This window comes from Pseudoduganella lutea (assembly GCF_004209755.1).
Taxonomy (GTDB): Bacteria; Pseudomonadota; Gammaproteobacteria; order Burkholderiales; family Burkholderiaceae_D; genus Rugamonas; species Rugamonas lutea.
Map to the genome: position 1 here is coordinate 6,705,834 of NZ_CP035913.1, position 17,349 is coordinate 6,723,182.

At 60.0% G+C, this 17,349-nt stretch carries 14 protein-coding genes; 1 reads left to right on the forward strand and 13 read right to left on the reverse strand.

From position 1 onward, the window contains the following. The first annotated feature begins 93 nt into the window (after positions 1-93). Positions 94-474 (forward strand): hypothetical protein, encoded by a 381-nt coding sequence (locus tag EWM63_RS28345; RefSeq protein WP_130189506.1) that lies wholly within the window; start codon positions 94-96, stop codon positions 472-474. Here the strand turns inward: EWM63_RS28345 and EWM63_RS28350 are convergent. The 13 genes from EWM63_RS28350 to EWM63_RS32995 all read right to left on the reverse strand — a co-directional run bounded on the left by EWM63_RS28350 (position 471) and on the right by EWM63_RS32995 (position 17,170). Next, complete coding sequence (locus tag EWM63_RS28350) at positions 471-1,298, reverse strand: 3-keto-disaccharide hydrolase (protein ID WP_130189507.1); 828 nt, start codon at positions 1,296-1,298, stop codon at positions 471-473. The two genes, EWM63_RS28345 and EWM63_RS28350, sit on opposite strands and share 4 nt — an antisense overlap. A 406-nt stretch (positions 1,299-1,704) precedes the next feature. Then, a complete protein-coding gene (locus tag EWM63_RS28355) occupies positions 1,705-1,920 on the reverse strand; it encodes a hypothetical protein (protein WP_130189508.1) in 216 nt (71 codons plus the stop codon). A 33-nt stretch (positions 1,921-1,953) separates the two neighbouring features. After that, complete coding sequence (locus tag EWM63_RS28360; RefSeq protein ID WP_130189509.1) at positions 1,954-3,342, reverse strand: Gfo/Idh/MocA family oxidoreductase; 1,389 nt, start codon at positions 3,340-3,342, stop codon at positions 1,954-1,956. A gap of 26 nt (positions 3,343-3,368) precedes the next feature. Continuing rightward, complete coding sequence (locus EWM63_RS28365; RefSeq protein ID WP_165390972.1) at positions 3,369-4,655, reverse strand: Gfo/Idh/MocA family protein; 1,287 nt, start codon at positions 4,653-4,655, stop codon at positions 3,369-3,371. Continuing rightward, a complete protein-coding gene (locus EWM63_RS28370; RefSeq protein WP_130189511.1) occupies positions 4,648-5,484 on the reverse strand; it encodes an FAD:protein FMN transferase in 837 nt (278 codons plus the stop codon). Before EWM63_RS28370 ends, EWM63_RS28365 begins: the two co-directional genes overlap by 8 nt. Positions 5,485-5,490: 6 nt before the next feature. After that, a complete protein-coding gene (locus EWM63_RS28375; RefSeq protein ID WP_130189512.1) occupies positions 5,491-6,300 on the reverse strand; it encodes a 3-keto-disaccharide hydrolase in 810 nt (269 codons plus the stop codon). Between the two features lie 123 nt (positions 6,301-6,423). Next, positions 6,424-9,573: a TonB-dependent receptor gene (locus tag EWM63_RS28380; RefSeq protein ID WP_130189513.1), complete on the reverse strand. Its 3,150-nt coding sequence runs from the start codon at positions 9,571-9,573 to the stop codon at positions 6,424-6,426. Positions 9,574-9,933: 360 nt separating this feature from the next. Next, the gene (locus EWM63_RS28385) at positions 9,934-10,983 is read right to left on the reverse strand and encodes an ABC transporter substrate-binding protein (RefSeq protein WP_165390973.1); all 1,050 of its coding nucleotides are present in this window, start codon (positions 10,981-10,983) and stop codon (positions 9,934-9,936) included. A gap of 346 nt (positions 10,984-11,329) precedes the next feature. Then, positions 11,330-12,667: a sensor histidine kinase gene (locus tag EWM63_RS28390; RefSeq protein ID WP_229487552.1), complete on the reverse strand. Its 1,338-nt coding sequence runs from the start codon at positions 12,665-12,667 to the stop codon at positions 11,330-11,332. A gap of 147 nt (positions 12,668-12,814) precedes the next feature. Next, a complete protein-coding gene (locus EWM63_RS28395) occupies positions 12,815-13,519 on the reverse strand; it encodes a response regulator transcription factor (protein WP_130189515.1) in 705 nt (234 codons plus the stop codon). A 561-nt stretch (positions 13,520-14,080) separates the two neighbouring features. After that, positions 14,081-14,575 (reverse strand): FxDxF family PEP-CTERM protein, encoded by a 495-nt coding sequence (locus EWM63_RS28400; RefSeq protein ID WP_130189516.1) that lies wholly within the window; start codon positions 14,573-14,575, stop codon positions 14,081-14,083. A gap of 258 nt (positions 14,576-14,833) precedes the next feature. Further along, positions 14,834-15,211, reverse strand: coding sequence for a response regulator (locus tag EWM63_RS33120; RefSeq protein ID WP_130189517.1), 378 nt, complete (start codon positions 15,209-15,211; stop codon positions 14,834-14,836). 237 nt (positions 15,212-15,448) lie between these two features. Then, the gene (locus tag EWM63_RS32995; protein WP_130189518.1) at positions 15,449-17,170 is read right to left on the reverse strand and encodes a methyl-accepting chemotaxis protein; all 1,722 of its coding nucleotides are present in this window, start codon (positions 17,168-17,170) and stop codon (positions 15,449-15,451) included. Positions 17,171-17,349 lie beyond the last annotated feature (179 nt).

Here is a 17,349-nt window from a genome sequence, read left to right on the forward strand (position 1 = left end):
TCTCCTGACTCAAATAGGTGATTTTTTCCTGCACTGGCGTATTTGTTACCTCTGCTTGTCTACCATGGGACATACACAATGCCGGGAGCTAGCATGGCCATCACGACACGTCGACGTTTCAACCTTCTTGCCCTTTTGCTGGCAGCCGGGCCGCTGACAGGACAAACATCCGAACTTCCCGGCAACGGTCTGGCGCAACACGACTTTCTGTATGCGGGCGAGGCGATGACGCGCGACGTGTACATTGTTCGCAATGGAAAAGTCGCGTGGGAGTTCCACGATGACACGGCAAAGCGCGAAATCAGCGATATCCAAATGGCCTCGAACGGCAATCCAGTGGTCGCTCACCAGAAGATTATCGCACGCCGTCTACAAACGGAAAAACAGCGCGACCTATTGTTGGTCCAAAAATTATTTAACCACGACAGTAAACAAGACAAACAAGACAACTCTGCGCCGACGCTGTTTGCCTAAAGTGGTTCCTCTAATGGCAGGATTTCTATCCGTCGAAACTCCGTAGGGTGCGTCTCTGCCTGGATTGCAATGTAGCCGCTTTCCAGCAACTGAGGGAATCCCTTCTCCATCAGCAGCCGGCTGTGTGGATCGCTTGGATTGAGCTGCGGCTGGCTATAACTGATCACAGTTTCGCCATCAAGGATATGCTTGATTAATTTTCCACCGTGAACCTCAACCTCGAATGTTACCCAGTCGTCCCCCACATACACCTTTGACTTTGCCGAGGTGCGGTGGGTAGTCGTCAGCTGCCCATTGAATACTGCTCTAGTATGTGGAGTGCAAAACGATCCGTTGTTCTGGTCACCAGGGCCGCCTCCACCAAGCATCTGCACTTCAATCGATGCAGGAAATTCCTGGTCGAGTTCCATGGTCTCTGGCGGTTCACTAAAAATCATGATGCCGTTATTGCGATAGCCCCAGCCTGGAGCGCCCGCGACTTGGTCGCCAACGAAACGATATTCTGCCCGAATGCGGTAGTGCGATAGCCTCTGTTTCCAGAACAGGTGACCGAATTCGCCGTCGAATTTGTCGTACTCGCTGTAGTCGACTTTGAGGACGCCGTTTTCAACCTTGAAGGTGTTTTTGTAGTTGACGCCGACTTGATGGCCTTTGAATTTTGGAGTCCAGCCGGATAAGTCTTTCCCGTTGAAGAGCTGAATCCACTTAGCCTGGCTAGGCTGTGGCCCGCTGGCACTCTTCGGTTCTGGTGCGTTACTGGTAACGCTTGCACACCCAGTCAATGCAAATGCGAAATACAGGGCAGTGGGGTTTATTTTGTTCATATTTCCCTTTGTATATGCGGTCAGAAACGCTGACGACCAGTGATCCACGACCTGGTGGCAGTGCCGGGCAGGCGTCGTTTTGTCCAAAGACCGGGCGAGCGTCTGATTGAGAGGAATTTGTTAGCGATTTCCGTAATGCATGGCGGCTCAAGTACCGGGCTCGTTTGACTCTCAAAAAATACATTCGCTTGAACGCTACCTCAGATGTTTCCTTCACTATATCGGCCGTTTTCAGCACGGCGCCGAGATACCGAAGGGCTTATCCGATCGCCGGCGCTCAGCTGACCGAGCACCGGCGAGGTCATGCAGGCAGGCTAACGAACCTCGCAGTCGATGGCCGACGGTACCAGCTTTCCGGACCTCGCGCGCAAGCTTGCCGCCCCGGAGGTGCCGGTCGATTCGACGATTACCTGAGCCCCGCCATTGAACACACGTATTTGCCATGCCGGCGAGGCCGCTGCGATACGTGCCCGTGGGCGAAGCGCCAGCCCTGGTCGATATTGACGCGCTGGCGTCCGTGGTCTCCCGTCGCCTGGCCGGGTGCGGCAGTGGCACGCCCGGCCACGATCAGCGCAGCCAGTGCCTGCAGCATCCCCACTATGGTTTTCAATCGCATACTCACGCGTTTTCCAATTTTTTTGTTACGCGAATGTGCTTATGCGAGCTTGTAGTACTGCTCCCAGCCCTTGCGCGGCGGCGCCCCGGCCAGCAGGGCATTGGCCTTCGGATGATTGGTGATGCGCTTGCTGACCGGATCGAAACTGAGCTTGCCGTTGACCCTTTGGGCAATCACGCCCAATGCCATGGCCTGGCACAGCGGGCCGGCGACCGCAAAGCTGGAGCGGCAGGTTTCCTCGCCCATGCAGGCCTTGAGGAAATTGGCAAAATGCTTCGATGGACTCGTCGGCACCGATGGCAGGGCGATGTCCCGTCCTGCGGTGCCCACGATGCTCAGCTGGGAGCCGTGCGAGCCACCCTTGAACGTCAGGCCTTCGCCATAGATGATTTTCCCGGGCGGCAGCTTGGGCGCGTCGGCGCTGCCTTTCGAAGGCGGTGGAATGTTGGGGTCGACGATGGCCGCACCATAGTCCTTCGGCAGCGGCGGCAGGTTGTCAACGCCGTCGTACCAGGTCAGCTCCAGGGGGGGGAGGGCGCCGCGTTCGGGGAAGCGGAAAGCCAGCGTCGACGCTTGCGGGAAGATGAAGGGGCTCCAGCCTTCCAGCCGCACCGCCTCGACTTCGGTCGGCAGGCCCAGTTGCAGGAACTCGTGGGCCGTGTCGAAGATGTGGGCGCCCCAGTCGCCCAGCGCGCCATTGCCGTAGTCGTACCAGGAACGCCAGTCGCCGTTGATGTAGCCTCGGTTGTAGTCGTGCCAGGCGCCGGTAGCGACCCAGCCGTCCCAGTCCAGCGTGGCTGGTACCGGCTGGCGCGGCAGGTAGCCGTTCACCTTCATGCCGTGCCAGCGGCGCGGGTTGTTCATGTGTGCCGTGATGGCGCGCACGTTCTTGATGATGCCGGCATCGACCCAGGACTTGAACTGGAAATAATTCGCTTCCGAATGGCCCTGGTTACCCATTTGGGCCGCCACCTTGTATTTGCGTTCCGCAGCCATCATCAGCGCGATCTCGCGGAAGCTCTGGCCCATCGGCTTCTCGCAGTAGACGTGTTTGCCTTGCGACATCGCCAGCATGGCGATAGGGAAATGCGAGAAGTCAGGCGTACCAATGCTGACTGCGTCGATCTGCTTGCCCATGCTGTCGAACATGCGGCGGAAGTCCTGGAAGCGCGGCACGTCGGGGAATAGTTTCATGATCTCGAGCGTGTGTGGCGCGCCCATGTCGACGTCGCATAGCGCCACGATGTTGGCCAGCCCGGTAGCGTGCAGGGCCTTGATGACATCCGCGGCGCGGTTGCCGATGCCAACGCAGGCCAGGTTGACCTTGCCGCTTGCCGCCATGGCGTGGCCGAGGTATGGCGCGGTCAGCGTCGCCAGAGCGCCTTTGACCAATTGCCGGCGGCGTGGCGAGGAAAGTGTGTGTGCCATGAATGTCTCCTTGGATGTGTTTGAATTTAGTTGTAGTTGCCCGGCCAGGCGATCTCGCGGCCTTGGTCCATGGCCGCCTGCCCCATCAGCGCGGCGATGCCGGAGCGATAGGCGTGGTCGATCATGTGCGGGATAGGCCGGCCCGCGCGGATCGCATTGGCGAAGGCGGCCATCGACAGGATGGTGCCGTCGTCGTCTCCGAGCTCGCGCCGCAGCTGCTGTCCGGCCGTCCCGGCTTTGCTTTCCGGTTTCCAGGTCGGGCCGCCGATGGCAAGCGTCTCGGCGCTGCCCCGTTCGATCTGGTTCACCAGCGCGGCGATGGCCGGCGCCGGCGGCGGCTGTTCCAGGTAGAGCTTTCCGCTTTCGCCTTCGATGGTGCCTTTCGGTCCCATGACCTGGATTTCCAGCCCGTGGTGGCGGTTGCTGATCAGCGAGTCGTAGATGAAGGTGACGCCGTCGCGGTAGCGGAACAGCACGTTAACGTTGTCGAATACCTCGCGCCCGTCCTTCCAGTGATTGATGCTGCCGTAGCCGACGCAGGACAGCGGCGCGGCATCCAGGTACCAGTTGGCGACCTGCAGATGATGCGAGGCCAGCTCGGCCATCAGGCCGCCGGAGTAGGCGCGGTACAACCGCCAGTTCAGCTTGCGTTCCAATGCGGGGTGCGGGACCGGACGGCGCCAGTCGTTATTACGGTGCCAGCTGGCGCGGATCTGGGTGATCGGGCCAAGCTGGCCAGTTTGTACCACCTCATGGGCGTGCAGGAAGGAGGCGCTGAACAGGCGCTGGTGGCCGACCTGAAACACCCGTCCGCTGGCTTGAGCCGCGCGGGCGATGGCCTTGCATTCGTCCACCGTGAGCGCCAGGCTCTTCTCGCAAAACACATGCTTGCCGGCGGCCAGCGCGTCCAGGCACATCGGGGCATGCTCGTGAAGCGGCGTCGCGATCACTACCCCGTCCAGGCCAGGCATCGCCAGCAGCTTGCGATAATCCGTAAACGCCGTCGGCTTGCCAGCGGCCGCCGCCATGGCCGCCAACAGATTGGGCGGGTAGTCGTCGCACAGCGCGGCGATTTCGACCCCGGGAGTGCGCAGCAGGTATTGCAGCAGCAGGCTGCCGCGCGAGCCGATGCCGATGACGCCGATCCGTACGCGGTCCGACGGCGAGGCACCGACCGGCTGGGCGCGCAGCGGCGCCATCCATGGCAGTCCGCTGAGCAGGGTGGATCCGGCGATAACGCCGGCCAGACGCGCCAGGAAGCGGCGCCGCAGCCACGCGTCTCGCAGGATATTCTCGTGAAGCTTGTCAGTCATGTTGCCATCTCTTTTCCACAGTCCAGTGACCGTTCTTCTCCAGGTAGATAAACTCGACCGCCTGGGCGCAGGGATAGTGCCGCAGCACCTCCACGCGGCGCGCGGGTGCCAGCACGAACAGGGCGGTCGACAGCGCTTCGGCATCGGCAGCGCCGGCGCAGCTCACCGACACGGTCCGGCAGCCGCTGATCGGCTGGCCGTCGCTGGGATCGAAGATATGAGCCTGGCCGACGCGGTTACCCGAAGTGGACATTGCGGTGTCGCGCAGGTCGAAGCGATGCAGTGACCGGCCTGGATGGAACAGGTCCTCCACGCCCACTGGCCAGCTATCGGCGGCGGGGTGCTTGCCGATGACGACGAGCGAACTTTCGCCAAAGCTGAGCAACGCCTGGTCAACCCCACGCGCGAGCAGCCTCTGGCGCACCGCGTCCAGCGCAATGCCCTTGCCGATGCCGCCCAGGTCCAGCTGCATGCCCGCCGCGTCGAAGCGCACGGTGCGCGCCGCCGCATCGACATCGAGCAGCTGCATGCCGCGGCTGCCCTGCGGCCCGCCCTGGGCGATATCGAAGGCGCCCCCGGTCAGGTGGTGATGGCGCCGGCAAGCGTCCAGCACTTCCCACAAGGCCGCCGGCACCGGCGCCGGGCCGTGGGCGGCGATGCGGTTGAGCGCCGCCAGCGCGCCGTGAGCATCGAAGCGGCTCATCAGCACTTCCTGCTCTTGCAGCAGGACCTGGGCTTCGCGCGCCAGCTGCATGCCGTGGTGCTCGTCGATGGCCGGCAAGACCATGGAAAAGCGCGTGTTCATCGACGCGAAGGTCTGGTGGAACATGAGTGCTTACTTCGCGCGCAGCTCGCGGATCAGGATGTTGCGGAAGGAAACCTGGTCTCCATGGTCCTGCAGAAGAATGTGGCCGTCGGCCCATTCACCGAAGCCGGCAATATCGCGGAATTTGCTGGCCGCCACGGCAGCACGGAAGGCTGCGGAGCCTCGCTCGAATTCAACAGTCTTCCTGCCGTTGAGCCAGAACGTTACCTGCTTGCCTTGCGCCAGAATGCGCACGTGGTTCCAGTGACCCACCGGAGCGGCGGTTTTATCTTGTTTGGCCGGGATCAGGTCGTACAGCGAGCCGATGGTCCGGTTGCCGTCGCGGCCAAGTTTCGCGTCGGGGTGGCGCTCGTCATCAAGCAGCTGGAACTCCATGCCGATCGCCGAGCCCACCGTTGCCGGCTTGCCGGTGAGGCGGTCGATCGGGGCCAGGTTGGGCTGGGTGAAGATCTTGACGCCGCTGTTGGCGCCCGGGCTAAGCTTTGCTTCCAAGGTCAGCTCGAAGTCGCTATAACGCTTGCGAGTGATGATGTCGCCGCCACCGCGCGATTCTTCTCCGCCCTTGCCCATGATGGTGAGGACTCCGTCACAAGTGCGCCAGCCGTGCTGTGGAAACGCGTCGGATTTGACGCCGCGCCAGGCATCGTTCGAGCTACCGTCCCACAGCACGGTCCAGCCTTCCGCTTTTTCCTGCGCCGTCAGGGTGGGCACGGCCTGTGCGTTGGTGGCGTCGCACGCGCCCGATTGCGCCATGACGGGTGAGGCTGCGCACAACAGGGCGGTGAGGAGAACAGCCGGGACGATAGGGTAAGAGGGCATTGCAAACTCCATAAAATATAAAGACGAAAAACCGAAAAACGCCAGTCGACGCAGTGTGCCATGCAGCCTGCGTTGACTGGCTAAAGGAGACAACTGAGAAATGATTCGTGTCGCGTCTGCTCCCTAGAACTTGAACCGCGCACCGATGGTGATGGTTCGGTCGAATGCGCTCTGGTCCATGAACATTTCCTCGAATTGCGCATAGCGCGAGTCGTATGCCTTGAGCAGATTGGTGGCCTGCAGGTACACGGTGGCGTGTTGTCCGATGTCATAACTGACCGACGCGTCGACATAGGTGACCGCGTTGTACCAGGTCGCCAGGCGGGCATTCGACAGACTGGAATTGCCAAGGAACTGGTTGACCAGGGCAGGATCGGCCGGACTCAGGTTGGTGTTCGGATTGCGCTGTCCGCGGACCGAGGAGAAACGGGGGCTGCGCCAGTTCGCCGCAATGCGTGCCTGCCAGCCGTATTTCTGATACCAAATTGCCAGATTGGCGGTGTGCTCCGAAAAGTCGGGCAGGGGCAGGCTGTCGCCGGCGAAATCGGTATCGAAGCCTTTCGATTCGCCATAGGTGTAGTTGGCGTCGATGCCGAGACCGCTCCAGGCGCCCGGCAGGAAGGTGAACGGCATTTTCACGCCGCCTTCCAGGCCCTGGGTATAGGTGCCTTCGCCGTTAACGGTCTGGGTCCAGGTGCCGGTACGGCGCACCTCGCCGTCAATGTCGGGACCAGGCGCATTGAAGGTAATGGTACGTGCGAACGAATCGATGTCCAGGCGGTAGGCCGCCAGGTTGACCAGGATCTCGCGGGTTGGATACCACTCCAGGCTGAGGTTGGTGTTGGTCGAACGCCATGGCTGCAGGTCCGCGTTGCCCGCGTTGGCGTTCAAGAAGATATTGAACGCATCCGGAAGGCTTGGGTCGGTGCCATTGTTGGCATTGCGGCCATACGTGGTCTGCTTGCCCAGCACACTGATATCGGGCCGCGTGATGGCCTTGTTAACACCCAGGCGAATCGCCAGGTTCGGTGCCGGTGCGACCCGCAGGTTGAAGCTTGGCAGGTTGTCGGAATAACGCCGCACCAGCACTTCGGTGCCAAGGTCGGCCAGCGGGCCGTTGACGAACTGGCGCGTGTTGACGTCCACCAGGTGGCGTGTGATGGTCGCCTCGGAATCGACCCGGCGCAGACCAACGTTGCCCGCATAGGTCCAGCCGAACCAGGCGTCACCCGAGAAGTCGGCCTGGAAGTAGGCTTCTTTCGATACCAGTTTGAAGCGGTAGTTCTGTTCAGGCGAAGCCGCCCGGACAGGCGTGTAAGTCTGGTTGGTGGCTGGATCGGTCCAGGTCGTGAACTGGGATTGCCACTGTGCCAGCGGATTTTTCAGGACCGCCGGATCGACCAGGGCGATGGGCGGCGTGGCAATGACCCCGACCTGGTTGTAGACCTTGGTGAAATGGTCCGGATGCGCCGACAGCAGGTCCGGTGCGACTCCGGGCTTTAACGCGTCGCGAAAAGGGGTGCCGACCGGGACCGAGCTAATGCTTGGATAGGCATTGTAGTTCTGCCCCGGGGTGCCAGTGTACGTCGGGGCATACATTTGCCAGCCGAAGCGGTCGATGTTCTGCCGACTGACCCGGGCGCCGAACTTGAAGCCATCGAACAGCCATACCTTGTCGTCCCAAACGCCATTGGTGGCGAAATTGCCCAGTCGGCCCACTTCCTCGGAGCCGGCAACGCTGAAGCTGCCCAGCCGCAGCTTGGTGGCATCCCATCCGCCGTCGCGAAACCCGATCGCCGGCTCCTTGCCGGTCAAGTCGAAATCCATCAGATATCCGGGCCATGTGGCTGTGCCGGTGCCTGTCTGAACGGTGCAGTTGTTGGTACAGCCGGCCGGGCCGGAGGTGGCGGTTGGATCGAGATTGGAGTCCACTGAGCCGTTCACGAGGTCTCGCCTGTTGTTTGAATATTGGAAGCGCAGGTCGCCCGATAGCGGTCCTTGGCCACCGTACTCGAGCCGCAACATGGTATTGGTCGCCTTGCCGTCGGCACGCTCGTTGCCGGCGCGCGAGAAGAGCCGCGCGGTACGCTGGACACCCTTGGTGACGACATTGTTCTCGCTGATGGTCGGCATCTCGATGCCCGGCTGCAGACGATCGAACAACACGCCATTGTTGTGGAAATAGATGTCATGGCGGTAGTTCTGGTCAGCGATTTTCGAATGGAATGATTCGAGTGTGGCCCGCCATTCGCGGGACAACTTGTAGGTGAAGGCGGCCGAGACGGCTTCGCGGTCGCGGATCAGTTTTCTGTCGTTTGCGGAAATCATGCGCGGCATCCACACGTAATTGCCAGCGAGTAGACAATTCAGGTTATTGCGGTCATGGAAGCTCTTGACAGCGTTCGTCTGGGCCGGGGTCAACGACCCGAACGGTGCGCCAGGATTGATTCCTGCCGGGAAGGGGGCAGTGACGCAGCCGGCGCCCTTGCCCGTCAGGTCGTAATAGCCGGCACTGGCGTCGTTCGGATTCTTCAACACGCCATCTGGGGTGATCCGATCCCAGTCGTTATTCTGGGCGTTAGCGTTATAGTTCGCCCGCTCGGAGCGGGACTTGTTGGCCGATACCAGAGCGGCCCAGCTGGAATCGTGCGCCTTGTAGCCGGCTAGCACGGAAACGTTGGGACTGGTCTTCTTCGACAGGGAACCCCGCTGGGCTTCGGTGATCCCGGTCAGGTTCCATCCCTTGTTGAGATCCATTGGCTGCCGTGTTTTCAGATCGATGGTACCGGCAATGCCGCCGGGCAGAATATCGGCAGTGTTCGACTTGATGACGCTGGCGCCCGCGATTAGCGACGCTGGGATATCTGCATAGTTGGGTTGAGTCGAAACAACGTTGCCGGCACCCAGAAACATGTCGCCATTCAAGGTGGTCAGCACCTGGGGCATGCCGCGCAAGGTCACGCGACCCGCTTCCCCGGCTTCGCGCGCTACCTGAACGCCGGTTACCCGTTGCAGCGAATCGGCGATTGTAAAGTCGGGCAACTTGCCAATGTCCTCCGCCACAATGGCATCGACTACCTTGTCCTCGTTACGCTTGATATCGATCGCCTTCAATTGCGATGCGCGCACACCAGTCACCACCACCGCTTGTACTGGCGCGGTCTGCTCACCTGGCGCCGTCGCTTCTGCGATCTGCGCATGAGCCGTAGCGCTTGCAATAGAGACCAGTTGCGTGATCGCGAGCGCGATCGCCGTTTTCTTTGTCTGTTTCATATGTCTCCCCTGGTATCCAGGAAATGGATGTAGTTGTCGGCTCTACGGCCGTTGCACTGCCGGGCATGGGTGCGCGAAGATCCATGCAAATGGAGTTCGCGCGATATCTGCCGAGCTAGCAACGCTGCCGCCAATCATTGTTGATGGAATATTGCAGTAATTATTGTCTTTTGACAAGATAATTACCGCAATATTGCAAAGATTAGGCGGTGACATACAGACGGTCAAGCGCTTGATCGTTATCGCAATGGTGTTTCACGGAGTTTACGCAACACGTGCAGCGGCGCTATCCCCGGCTGCCACAGGAGGGGATTTGATTCCTGAGAAGCTCAGTTGTTAGGCGATGTCGTAACGCGGGAGTTACGGGTGCTGCCGGACCGCCTGTACAAGGCGTTTCATGGCGGTTTGCGGAGTAATCCTGCCGTCGCGCCAGAAAGCGCTGGTGATCGCTGGAATGCGTTGTTCGACGTCCCGGCGCGCCGAGACGGTCGCGTTCGGAATCAGGTTGCCATTGTGTGCTGCGCGGCGGTAGGCTTGGACGGCAATGACGCCGCAGTGATCAAAGGAGCGAGCGTCCATGTCCAGCCGAACCGGAATGGAGCCTTTTGCCAAGTTAAACGATGTCTGAACAGGTGCTGACATTGCCACGCCGGCAAAATCCAGCTGGGCCCGAGCAGCCTCCGCGCCGTCTGGCCGGAAGACAGCGAATGCGTCTGTCGCGAACAGGAAATACTGGGCCGTGCCTGGTGCCGCAGTACAGTGGAATGCCCAGCCGCTGCGCGCTTTGGCGCCAGTAAAGGTCGGCTTGGCCCAATCGCCCATGAATTGCATCCCGGCCGACCCGTTGATCAGCATTTCCGAGGCCTTCATCCAGCGCCTCGCTGGCTCCTTTGGCTGGGTGTATTGCTTGAGTCGACGGAAAGTAAGCAGTACTTGCTCCATCGTCAAACTGGACAACGCAGCGGGATCAAATTCGAGCAGCGCCTTTACATAGAATTCGCCGCCACCGACGCCCAGCGCGACGGTCTGGAACAGTAGATGATCCTGCCATTGTTCGCCGCCATGGGCGAGCGCCACGAAGCCCGCGCGTTTCAGCTTTTCCGCGGTGTCGAAGAACTCCTGCCAGGTAGACGGCACGCTGGCGCCGGCGCGCTCAAGTGCACTGGTATTAATCCATAGCCAGTTAAGCCGATGTACGTTGACAGGAACCGCCACATATTTCCCGTCATGCTGCACAGCCGCGCGGACCTGCAGCGGCAGCAAGGCGTCCCAGTTCTGGGTCCGAGCCACGATATCCACGTTGCCCAAACGGCCCTGCCGCGCCCATTCAGCGATGACGGGCGTCTGGACCTGCGCGAGCGAGGGGGGATTTCCCGACAGGACACGGAACTGCAGCAATGCGGCCGCCATCCCATTGCCGCCCCGCCGACGACGGTAAAGTCGCGCCACTTGTGGCCCTTTTCGATGACTGCAGTGCGTAGCACGGCCAGGGACCTGGCATCGGACTCGCCGTCCCATGAATGCAGCACTTCAATGGGCGCCGATGATACGACGCCGTACGCAAGTAACCCGGCCGCCAGTATCGAGCTGCCCGGCCATCCCCGGCCGATCCTGTTTGCGTGGACCGCATTTTGCATATTCAGTACTCGCAAATCAATTGGAAGAAATGGCAACCGAAAGATCGAATATTCCACTGGACACAGTTCGACACAAACGGGCTAGCAACGGGCCTCGTCGATGCGTTGCGCTCGCGGGTTCATGGGCGCGGGGTGGCCAGCGGCAAACTGAACGCCACTTTCAGCCCATGCGGCTCTACGTTACTCAGTACGACATCACCATGATGGCGCAAGGCGATCTCCCTGACGATGGCCAGTCCGAGGCCACAGCCGAGACCCTTGTCAGTGGCGCGGACAAAGCGTTCGAGTACGCGTTCATGCAGCGCGACGGGTATACCTGGACCGGTGTCGACAATCGTGACCAATGCGCGGTCTCCCTGCCGTTTCACCTGGACGGTGATCTCGCTGCCGGGCCCGGCGTATTCGATCGCATTGTCCACGATATTGAGCAATGCTTCACGCAACAGGAGCTCATTGCCCATCACACGAAGCGGCACGGCCTCCCGGCTGTCAGTCGTTTCTTCGATGCCCAGGTCGATCAGTGCACGCAGCGCCCGCGGCACGGTTTCCGTCACTAGGCCTTTCACGAACGGTAGCACCTCGACAAGGGTCTGTTCCGTCGCCATCGCGGCTTCTGGCTCTGCCCGCGCCAGCATGAGCAGCCGGTCGACCAGGTGGGCACTGCGCACAGCGCTCCCATGGACCAATGAGAGGCATGAAGCCAGCGCCGGATCGCTGTTGGTGCGTAAGGCGAGCTGGGTCTGGCTTTGCAGTCCCGCCAATGGCGTGCGCAGCTGATGAGCAGCGTCGGCAATAAAGCGCTGTTGCGAGGCGACGTTCTGGCGTATCGAAGCCAGTAAGGCATTCAGCGCTTGGACCAGGGAGCGTACTTCCTGTGGTGCAGCGTCACTGCGCAGAGGAGTCAAATCCATCGGCGTGCGCCCTTCGACCTCGCGACGCAGGCGCACCAGGGGCGCCAGGCCGGCACCGCTGCCAACCCAGACAATGATCGTCATCAGGACTATTAGTACTGACAATGGCAGAAGTGTATCGACCAGAATTCTCTTCCAGAGGTTCTCGCGGTGCGCCATGTTACGCGCCACCTGCACTAGCATCGCCTGCTGCCGGCCATCTGGATCGTCATAAGTAACGTATAAGGCCGCGACGCGCACCATGATGCGGGCGCCCGCAGTAGCGCCGGCGCCAGGTTCGGCCAACATCAATTCAGCATCGTAGAAATACGGTTCGTTCTCGCGCAGCCGGGCGTTCTTTGGCGGATGCGGAACGGTTTTGTTGCCGAGGATCACCCGGCCCGGTGGCGAGCTGACTGTGTAGAGAAGGCGGTCTTTGGGGTCGGCTTCGAGTACTTCCTGGGCTGCCCTCGGAAAATCGACTAGCAGGCCGGTGGGGGTGGGTTGGACCTGACGCGACAAGGTACGGGCGGTCTGCGACAACATGGCGTCGGCGGCCTGATTCACATAATGCACCGCAAGGCGATAGGTCAGCCCCCGCCGGCCAACCACAATACCAATTGCGGAAGCAATATCCAGAGCACTAGCTGGCGACGTAGAGATATACTTGTGTGGCGACAGCGCAAACGAGGCATCACGTTGGCTTTAGGTGCGTTAGACGCATTCCGCTCCGCCCTCCAGCAAGTAACCCAGCCCGCGGATAGTCTTGATGGAAAGGCTGGAATTGTCGAGCTTTCGGCGCAGTCGATGCATGTGTACTTCGATTGCGTTGCCCTGACCGACTTCTAAACCTTCCTTCGCCCACGCGGCGATGATTTGCTCTTTTGTCACCACGCGTTCGGCGTTGGCGAGCAGCAGGTCAAGCAGGATTGTTTCGCGTGGACTGAACTCGACCGCTCCGGCGCTGCTCACGGCCCGGCGAGTGTCCCGATCGAATCGCAAAGGGCCAGCAAGCGAGGTACTGCTGCCATGACCGGTCGGCGCCGCCGCTCTTTTATGCGCTGAACGGCGCAGCACGGCGCGTAATCTAGCTTCGAGTTCATAGAAATCGACCGGCTTGGTAATGTAATCGTCCGCCCCCGCGTTAAGCAGCGTGATCCGGCTATCGAGCCGATCCAGCGCGGTCAGGACCAGGACAGGCAAATCGTCGCCTGACGCGCGCAGTTTCTGCAGCACGGTCGGTCCGTCGACCAACGGAAGGCCAAGATCGAGAATGACGGCGTCGAAGTGATGTCGCGTGAGCAGGAACTCGGCGACCGCGCCGTTAGGGGCATGTTCCACCGCGAATCCCGATAGGCGGAGCAGGGACGCCATTCCAGTAGCGAGGATTTCGTCGTCTTCGACTAGTAAAAGTTGCATGCTGATATACTAGCCTGTTGCAGTCTTTGATTCAACGCTTGCCCTCCCGAGCATGCATGTTTGGTGCGTTACACACAGCACGGATTACGGCCAATCACTGGCCATAGTCCTTGTCCAGTTCTTGCTTCATTCAAGCGCCGTTTATCCTTGTGGAGGTTGAGATAGCTGCGGCCTCCAGGTCTAAGTGTTGGCCCTGCTACAGACCGGCAACTTTGTAAATTGATTCGTTCTTCGAAGTCAGCAGCTAATTGCCAACTAGGCGCGAGTATTGATCGACATGGCTAAGTTCTGGTGACCGGCGACTGGCGACCGGCAACCGCCACCAGCATTAGCTGTATCACATGTTGCATCTGTCCTCCGCGTAGTCGCAGACGCCCTAACGAAAGTCGATATAGTCCGCTTTGGGGCGACAGCTGCCTGTCGTGACAGTCTATGATTTTTCCTGTTCGCCATCTACTATGATGGGGCGAACGGCCGAGTTCGGCCAAAACCTGCCGGTCGGAACAATGGACGTAAAAAAAGACGCCGAAGCGTCTTTCCATCTAGCTGAGTACCGCGCAATCAAGCCTTGCGACGACGAGCCAGGAAGCCCATAACGCCCAAGCCGCCCAGCAGCATCCCGTAAGTGGTTGGCTCAGGAACAGCCGAGGTTACGTCGATCGTCCCGGCGTAGCTAGCGACGTCGCCAAATGCCTTGCCAGTGATGACCAGGGTCAGTGTGCCGTTGACCGGCAGATCCGAGAAATCGATATCGGAATACTTGGCGCCGTTCGTCAGGTCAAGCTCCACGCCGTTCAACGTTGCGGAGTAGAAGTCGATATTGCTTTTCTTGTTTTGCACGTTGCGAGCGAAACCGGTCGCATCGGCGGTCATGCCGCTGTAGCTGAACGTGAACGTGTCAGTAAAGTCGCCGATAGTATGGCTCGTGCCAAAATCAGCGGTCCAGTTCGCGTCCCCAGCTGCCAGAACGATCGTCGGAGAGGTATAGTTTTCAGCCATTGCGCCGCCAAACGCGGTGCTGAGGATTGCTGCCAGGGCGATGGATTGCAGTTTCATTTTGTTCTCTTAAGTACTAGATGTTGTTGAGCAATTAAGGTAACTCACGCGACATTAGTTGTCAATGATTTATTAAAATTTCCTTAAGAAAAGACTCACTCTGCAATACCGCCAACACGAGCTGGTGCATGGAATGCGCGTACGAGCGTCCGGTATGGGCAACATCTGGTGCCCACTCGGTGGTTGAAACCGATCAAGTGTGATTCTTCGTTCGCCGGCAATTGAGTAGGAGATGGCCCATGACGCTCTCGCGCTAAGCTACGACGCTGATGTGAAGTGGCGAGCTAGTCTGGCGACCAATTGTCGAGGCGACAGAGGCTTCTCTAGAAATTCAGCATTGCTCACCTGTCGCACCCAGGAGCGTTCGTCTAAGGCCGTCAACGAAGTCATGATCAGAATGAGGAACGAACTGTCCGGATACATTTTTCGAGCCAACGGGCACAGCGTTCGGCCATCCATACCGTTCATGTTAATGTCCGTAATGAGCACATCAGGACAGCGCTTTGCCAATTTTGACAAAGCATCGTGGCCATCGATAGCGGTGGCAACGTCGTATCCCTCTCGTTCGAGCGAAAGGCGGAGCACACGAACAACGTAAGGTTCGTCGTCAACTAACAGGATGTGATGCTGGATCATAGAATGGCTAGCTTACCCGCTTAGCAAAGCAAAAGCGTAAAACCGTCGCAGCTATTAGCCGAATTCGTTGGCCTCCGCCCGACACGTTGGCCCCGTGCATCGCATCTTTTCCGAAACTCACATATGTCCTGACCACCGAGACCTGCAGAAACAGGACGGACGCGCAGTGCCCTGCCGGTGCACGGACATGTACAATGCCCTGCTCGTGCCCGGTGGTTAATGGATCCACCGCTGGCGTCAGAATTCTTCCCAATCATCGCGATCCACAGGTTTGCCGCCCCCTCCTGGGCGCGGCTGTGAAGGCGTGGTAACGACACTTTTCGTCTGCTTCGGATACTTCGTCGGCAAGGATCGAACCGGAACAGTAGTCGATCCCGAAGCCGGTCGAGAAGTCGAACCTGCGGAGGAACGTTCCTCAATACGGAAGACCGAAATTGCGGTGGCCAGTAGCTGCGCCTGGTCGCGCATGCTCGCCGCTGCGGCCGCCGCTTCCTCGACCAACGCAGCATTTTGCTGCGTGGCCGAATCCATCGTCGTGATAGTGGTGTTCACCTGGGCGATGCCCGAGCTCTGTTCCTGGCTGGCCGAGGCGATCTCGTTCATGATGTCCGCCACCTGCTTCACGGACGTCACAATGCGCTCCATCGTGGTGCCGGCCTGATCGACTAGTCGGCTGCCTGCATCGACCTTCTCGACCGAATCGTAGATCAATTCCTTGATCTCACGCGCCGCGCTGGCCGAACGCTGCGCCAAGTTGCGCACTTCCGATGCGACGACCGCGAAGCCGCGGCCCTGTTCGCCGGCGCGCGCCGCTTCGACGGCAGCATTTAGCGCCAGGATGTTGGTCTGGAAGGCGATGCCGTCGATCACGCCGATGATGTCCACGATCTTGCTCGAGCTTTCCTTGATTGAGCCCATCGTCTCCACCACCTGGCTGACGACCTGGCCGCCCTCGTTCGCGTGACTCGCGGCCGAGACGACCAGCTGGTTGGCCTGGCGCGCGTTGTCCGCGTTCTGCTGAACGGTCGACGTCAATTCCTCCATGGACGAGGCGGTTTCCTCCAGGCTGGCAGCCTGCTGCTCAGTGCGGTTCGACAGGTCCATGTTACCGCTGGCGATTTCTGCTGCAGCGGTGTTGATCGCATCGGTGCTGTCACGCACGGTGCGTACGGTCCCCGTCAGCGCTGCTGTCATGCCGCCCAGAGCCCCGAGCAGGCGGCCCATCTCGTCCTGGCGAGTCGTAACGATCTGCGCGGTGAGATCGCCGCCCGCGACGGTCTCAGCGATCCGAACTGCTTCGGCGACGGGGCTGGTGACCGAGCGTGTGATCAGCCAACCGATCACAGCCGACACCAGGATGGCCACCACGAGCAGCACGATCATTAACGTCGTAGCCGCCTTTGCGGCGGTGGCTGCTGTATCCGCGTCGTGCTCCATCAGCTCTCGGTGAATCTTCAGCAGCTCGTCGAGATGGCGGAAGTAGACGGTTTGTGCGGGGACCACCTCGGAAAACATGGCCTGTACTGCCCCTTCACGATCGCCGGTGCGATACCGGGCGATTGCTTTGTCGAGGCGTTCTTTGTAAGCGAAATACGCTTTGTCTTGCTGGTCAAAGATAGCGCGCACGTCGGGTGTCAGATCAGACTTATGCATTTTTCCGGCCGACTCGCCGCCGGCAGCGTCGGCCGCCGCCATCTCGCGCAGGAAGTCCTCGGTTTTGGCTGGGTCCGGCGTTAGCATCGCATTGCGCACTGCTTGTGCGCCGCGATTGACTTGGCTACGCATGTCGCTAAGCCATGTGACTTTGACGTACCGGTCTTTTACCAGCTGATCGGTGCGAGCTGCCACTTCCTGGATACGGCTGATGCCGACCAGCGACATGATTAGCATGATAAGAATGGCCACCGCGAAGCCAAGTGCGAGTCGAGCGCCAATGCGCATATTAGACAGGGTCAACATCGAATTCCTTGGTCGAAATAGAGGGTGCCGAAACGGTCCGCAGTGTGTGACCGACCGAGTGGCGATGGTCGAAACTAATAATGAGATACCAGATTGCAAGTCACGATGGTACCCGCGATCTTTCTGCCACACGCAAGCCAACCATTCGAAGTGTTGCGTAAGTGCGATTGCGTGGTCTT

Excerpts from the sequence above, each read along its gene's own strand:
- EWM63_RS28345 (WP_130189506.1), top strand. The coding sequence starts at position 94 with ATGGCCATCACGACACGTCGACGTTTCAACCTTCTTGCCCTTTTGCTG.
- EWM63_RS28350 (WP_130189507.1), bottom strand. The coding sequence starts at position 1,298 with ATGAACAAAATAAACCCCACTGCCCTGTATTTCGCATTTGCATTGACT.
- EWM63_RS28360 (WP_130189509.1), bottom strand. The coding sequence starts at position 3,342 with ATGGCACACACACTTTCCTCGCCACGCCGCCGGCAATTGGTCAAAGGC.
- EWM63_RS28365 (WP_165390972.1), bottom strand. The coding sequence starts at position 4,655 with ATGACTGACAAGCTTCACGAGAATATCCTGCGAGACGCGTGGCTGCGG.
- EWM63_RS28370 (WP_130189511.1), bottom strand. The coding sequence starts at position 5,484 with ATGTTCCACCAGACCTTCGCGTCGATGAACACGCGCTTTTCCATGGTC.
- EWM63_RS28375 (WP_130189512.1), bottom strand. The coding sequence starts at position 6,300 with ATGCCCTCTTACCCTATCGTCCCGGCTGTTCTCCTCACCGCCCTGTTG.
- EWM63_RS28380 (WP_130189513.1), bottom strand. The coding sequence starts at position 9,573 with ATGAAACAGACAAAGAAAACGGCGATCGCGCTCGCGATCACGCAACTG.
- EWM63_RS28385 (WP_165390973.1), bottom strand. The coding sequence starts at position 10,983 with ATGGCGGCCGCATTGCTGCAGTTCCGTGTCCTGTCGGGAAATCCCCCC.
- EWM63_RS28395 (WP_130189515.1), bottom strand. The coding sequence starts at position 13,519 with ATGCAACTTTTACTAGTCGAAGACGACGAAATCCTCGCTACTGGAATG.
- EWM63_RS28400 (WP_130189516.1), bottom strand. The coding sequence starts at position 14,575 with ATGAAACTGCAATCCATCGCCCTGGCAGCAATCCTCAGCACCGCGTTT.
- EWM63_RS33120 (WP_130189517.1), bottom strand. The coding sequence starts at position 15,211 with ATGATCCAGCATCACATCCTGTTAGTTGACGACGAACCTTACGTTGTT.
- EWM63_RS32995 (WP_130189518.1), bottom strand. The coding sequence starts at position 17,170 with ATGTTGACCCTGTCTAATATGCGCATTGGCGCTCGACTCGCACTTGGC.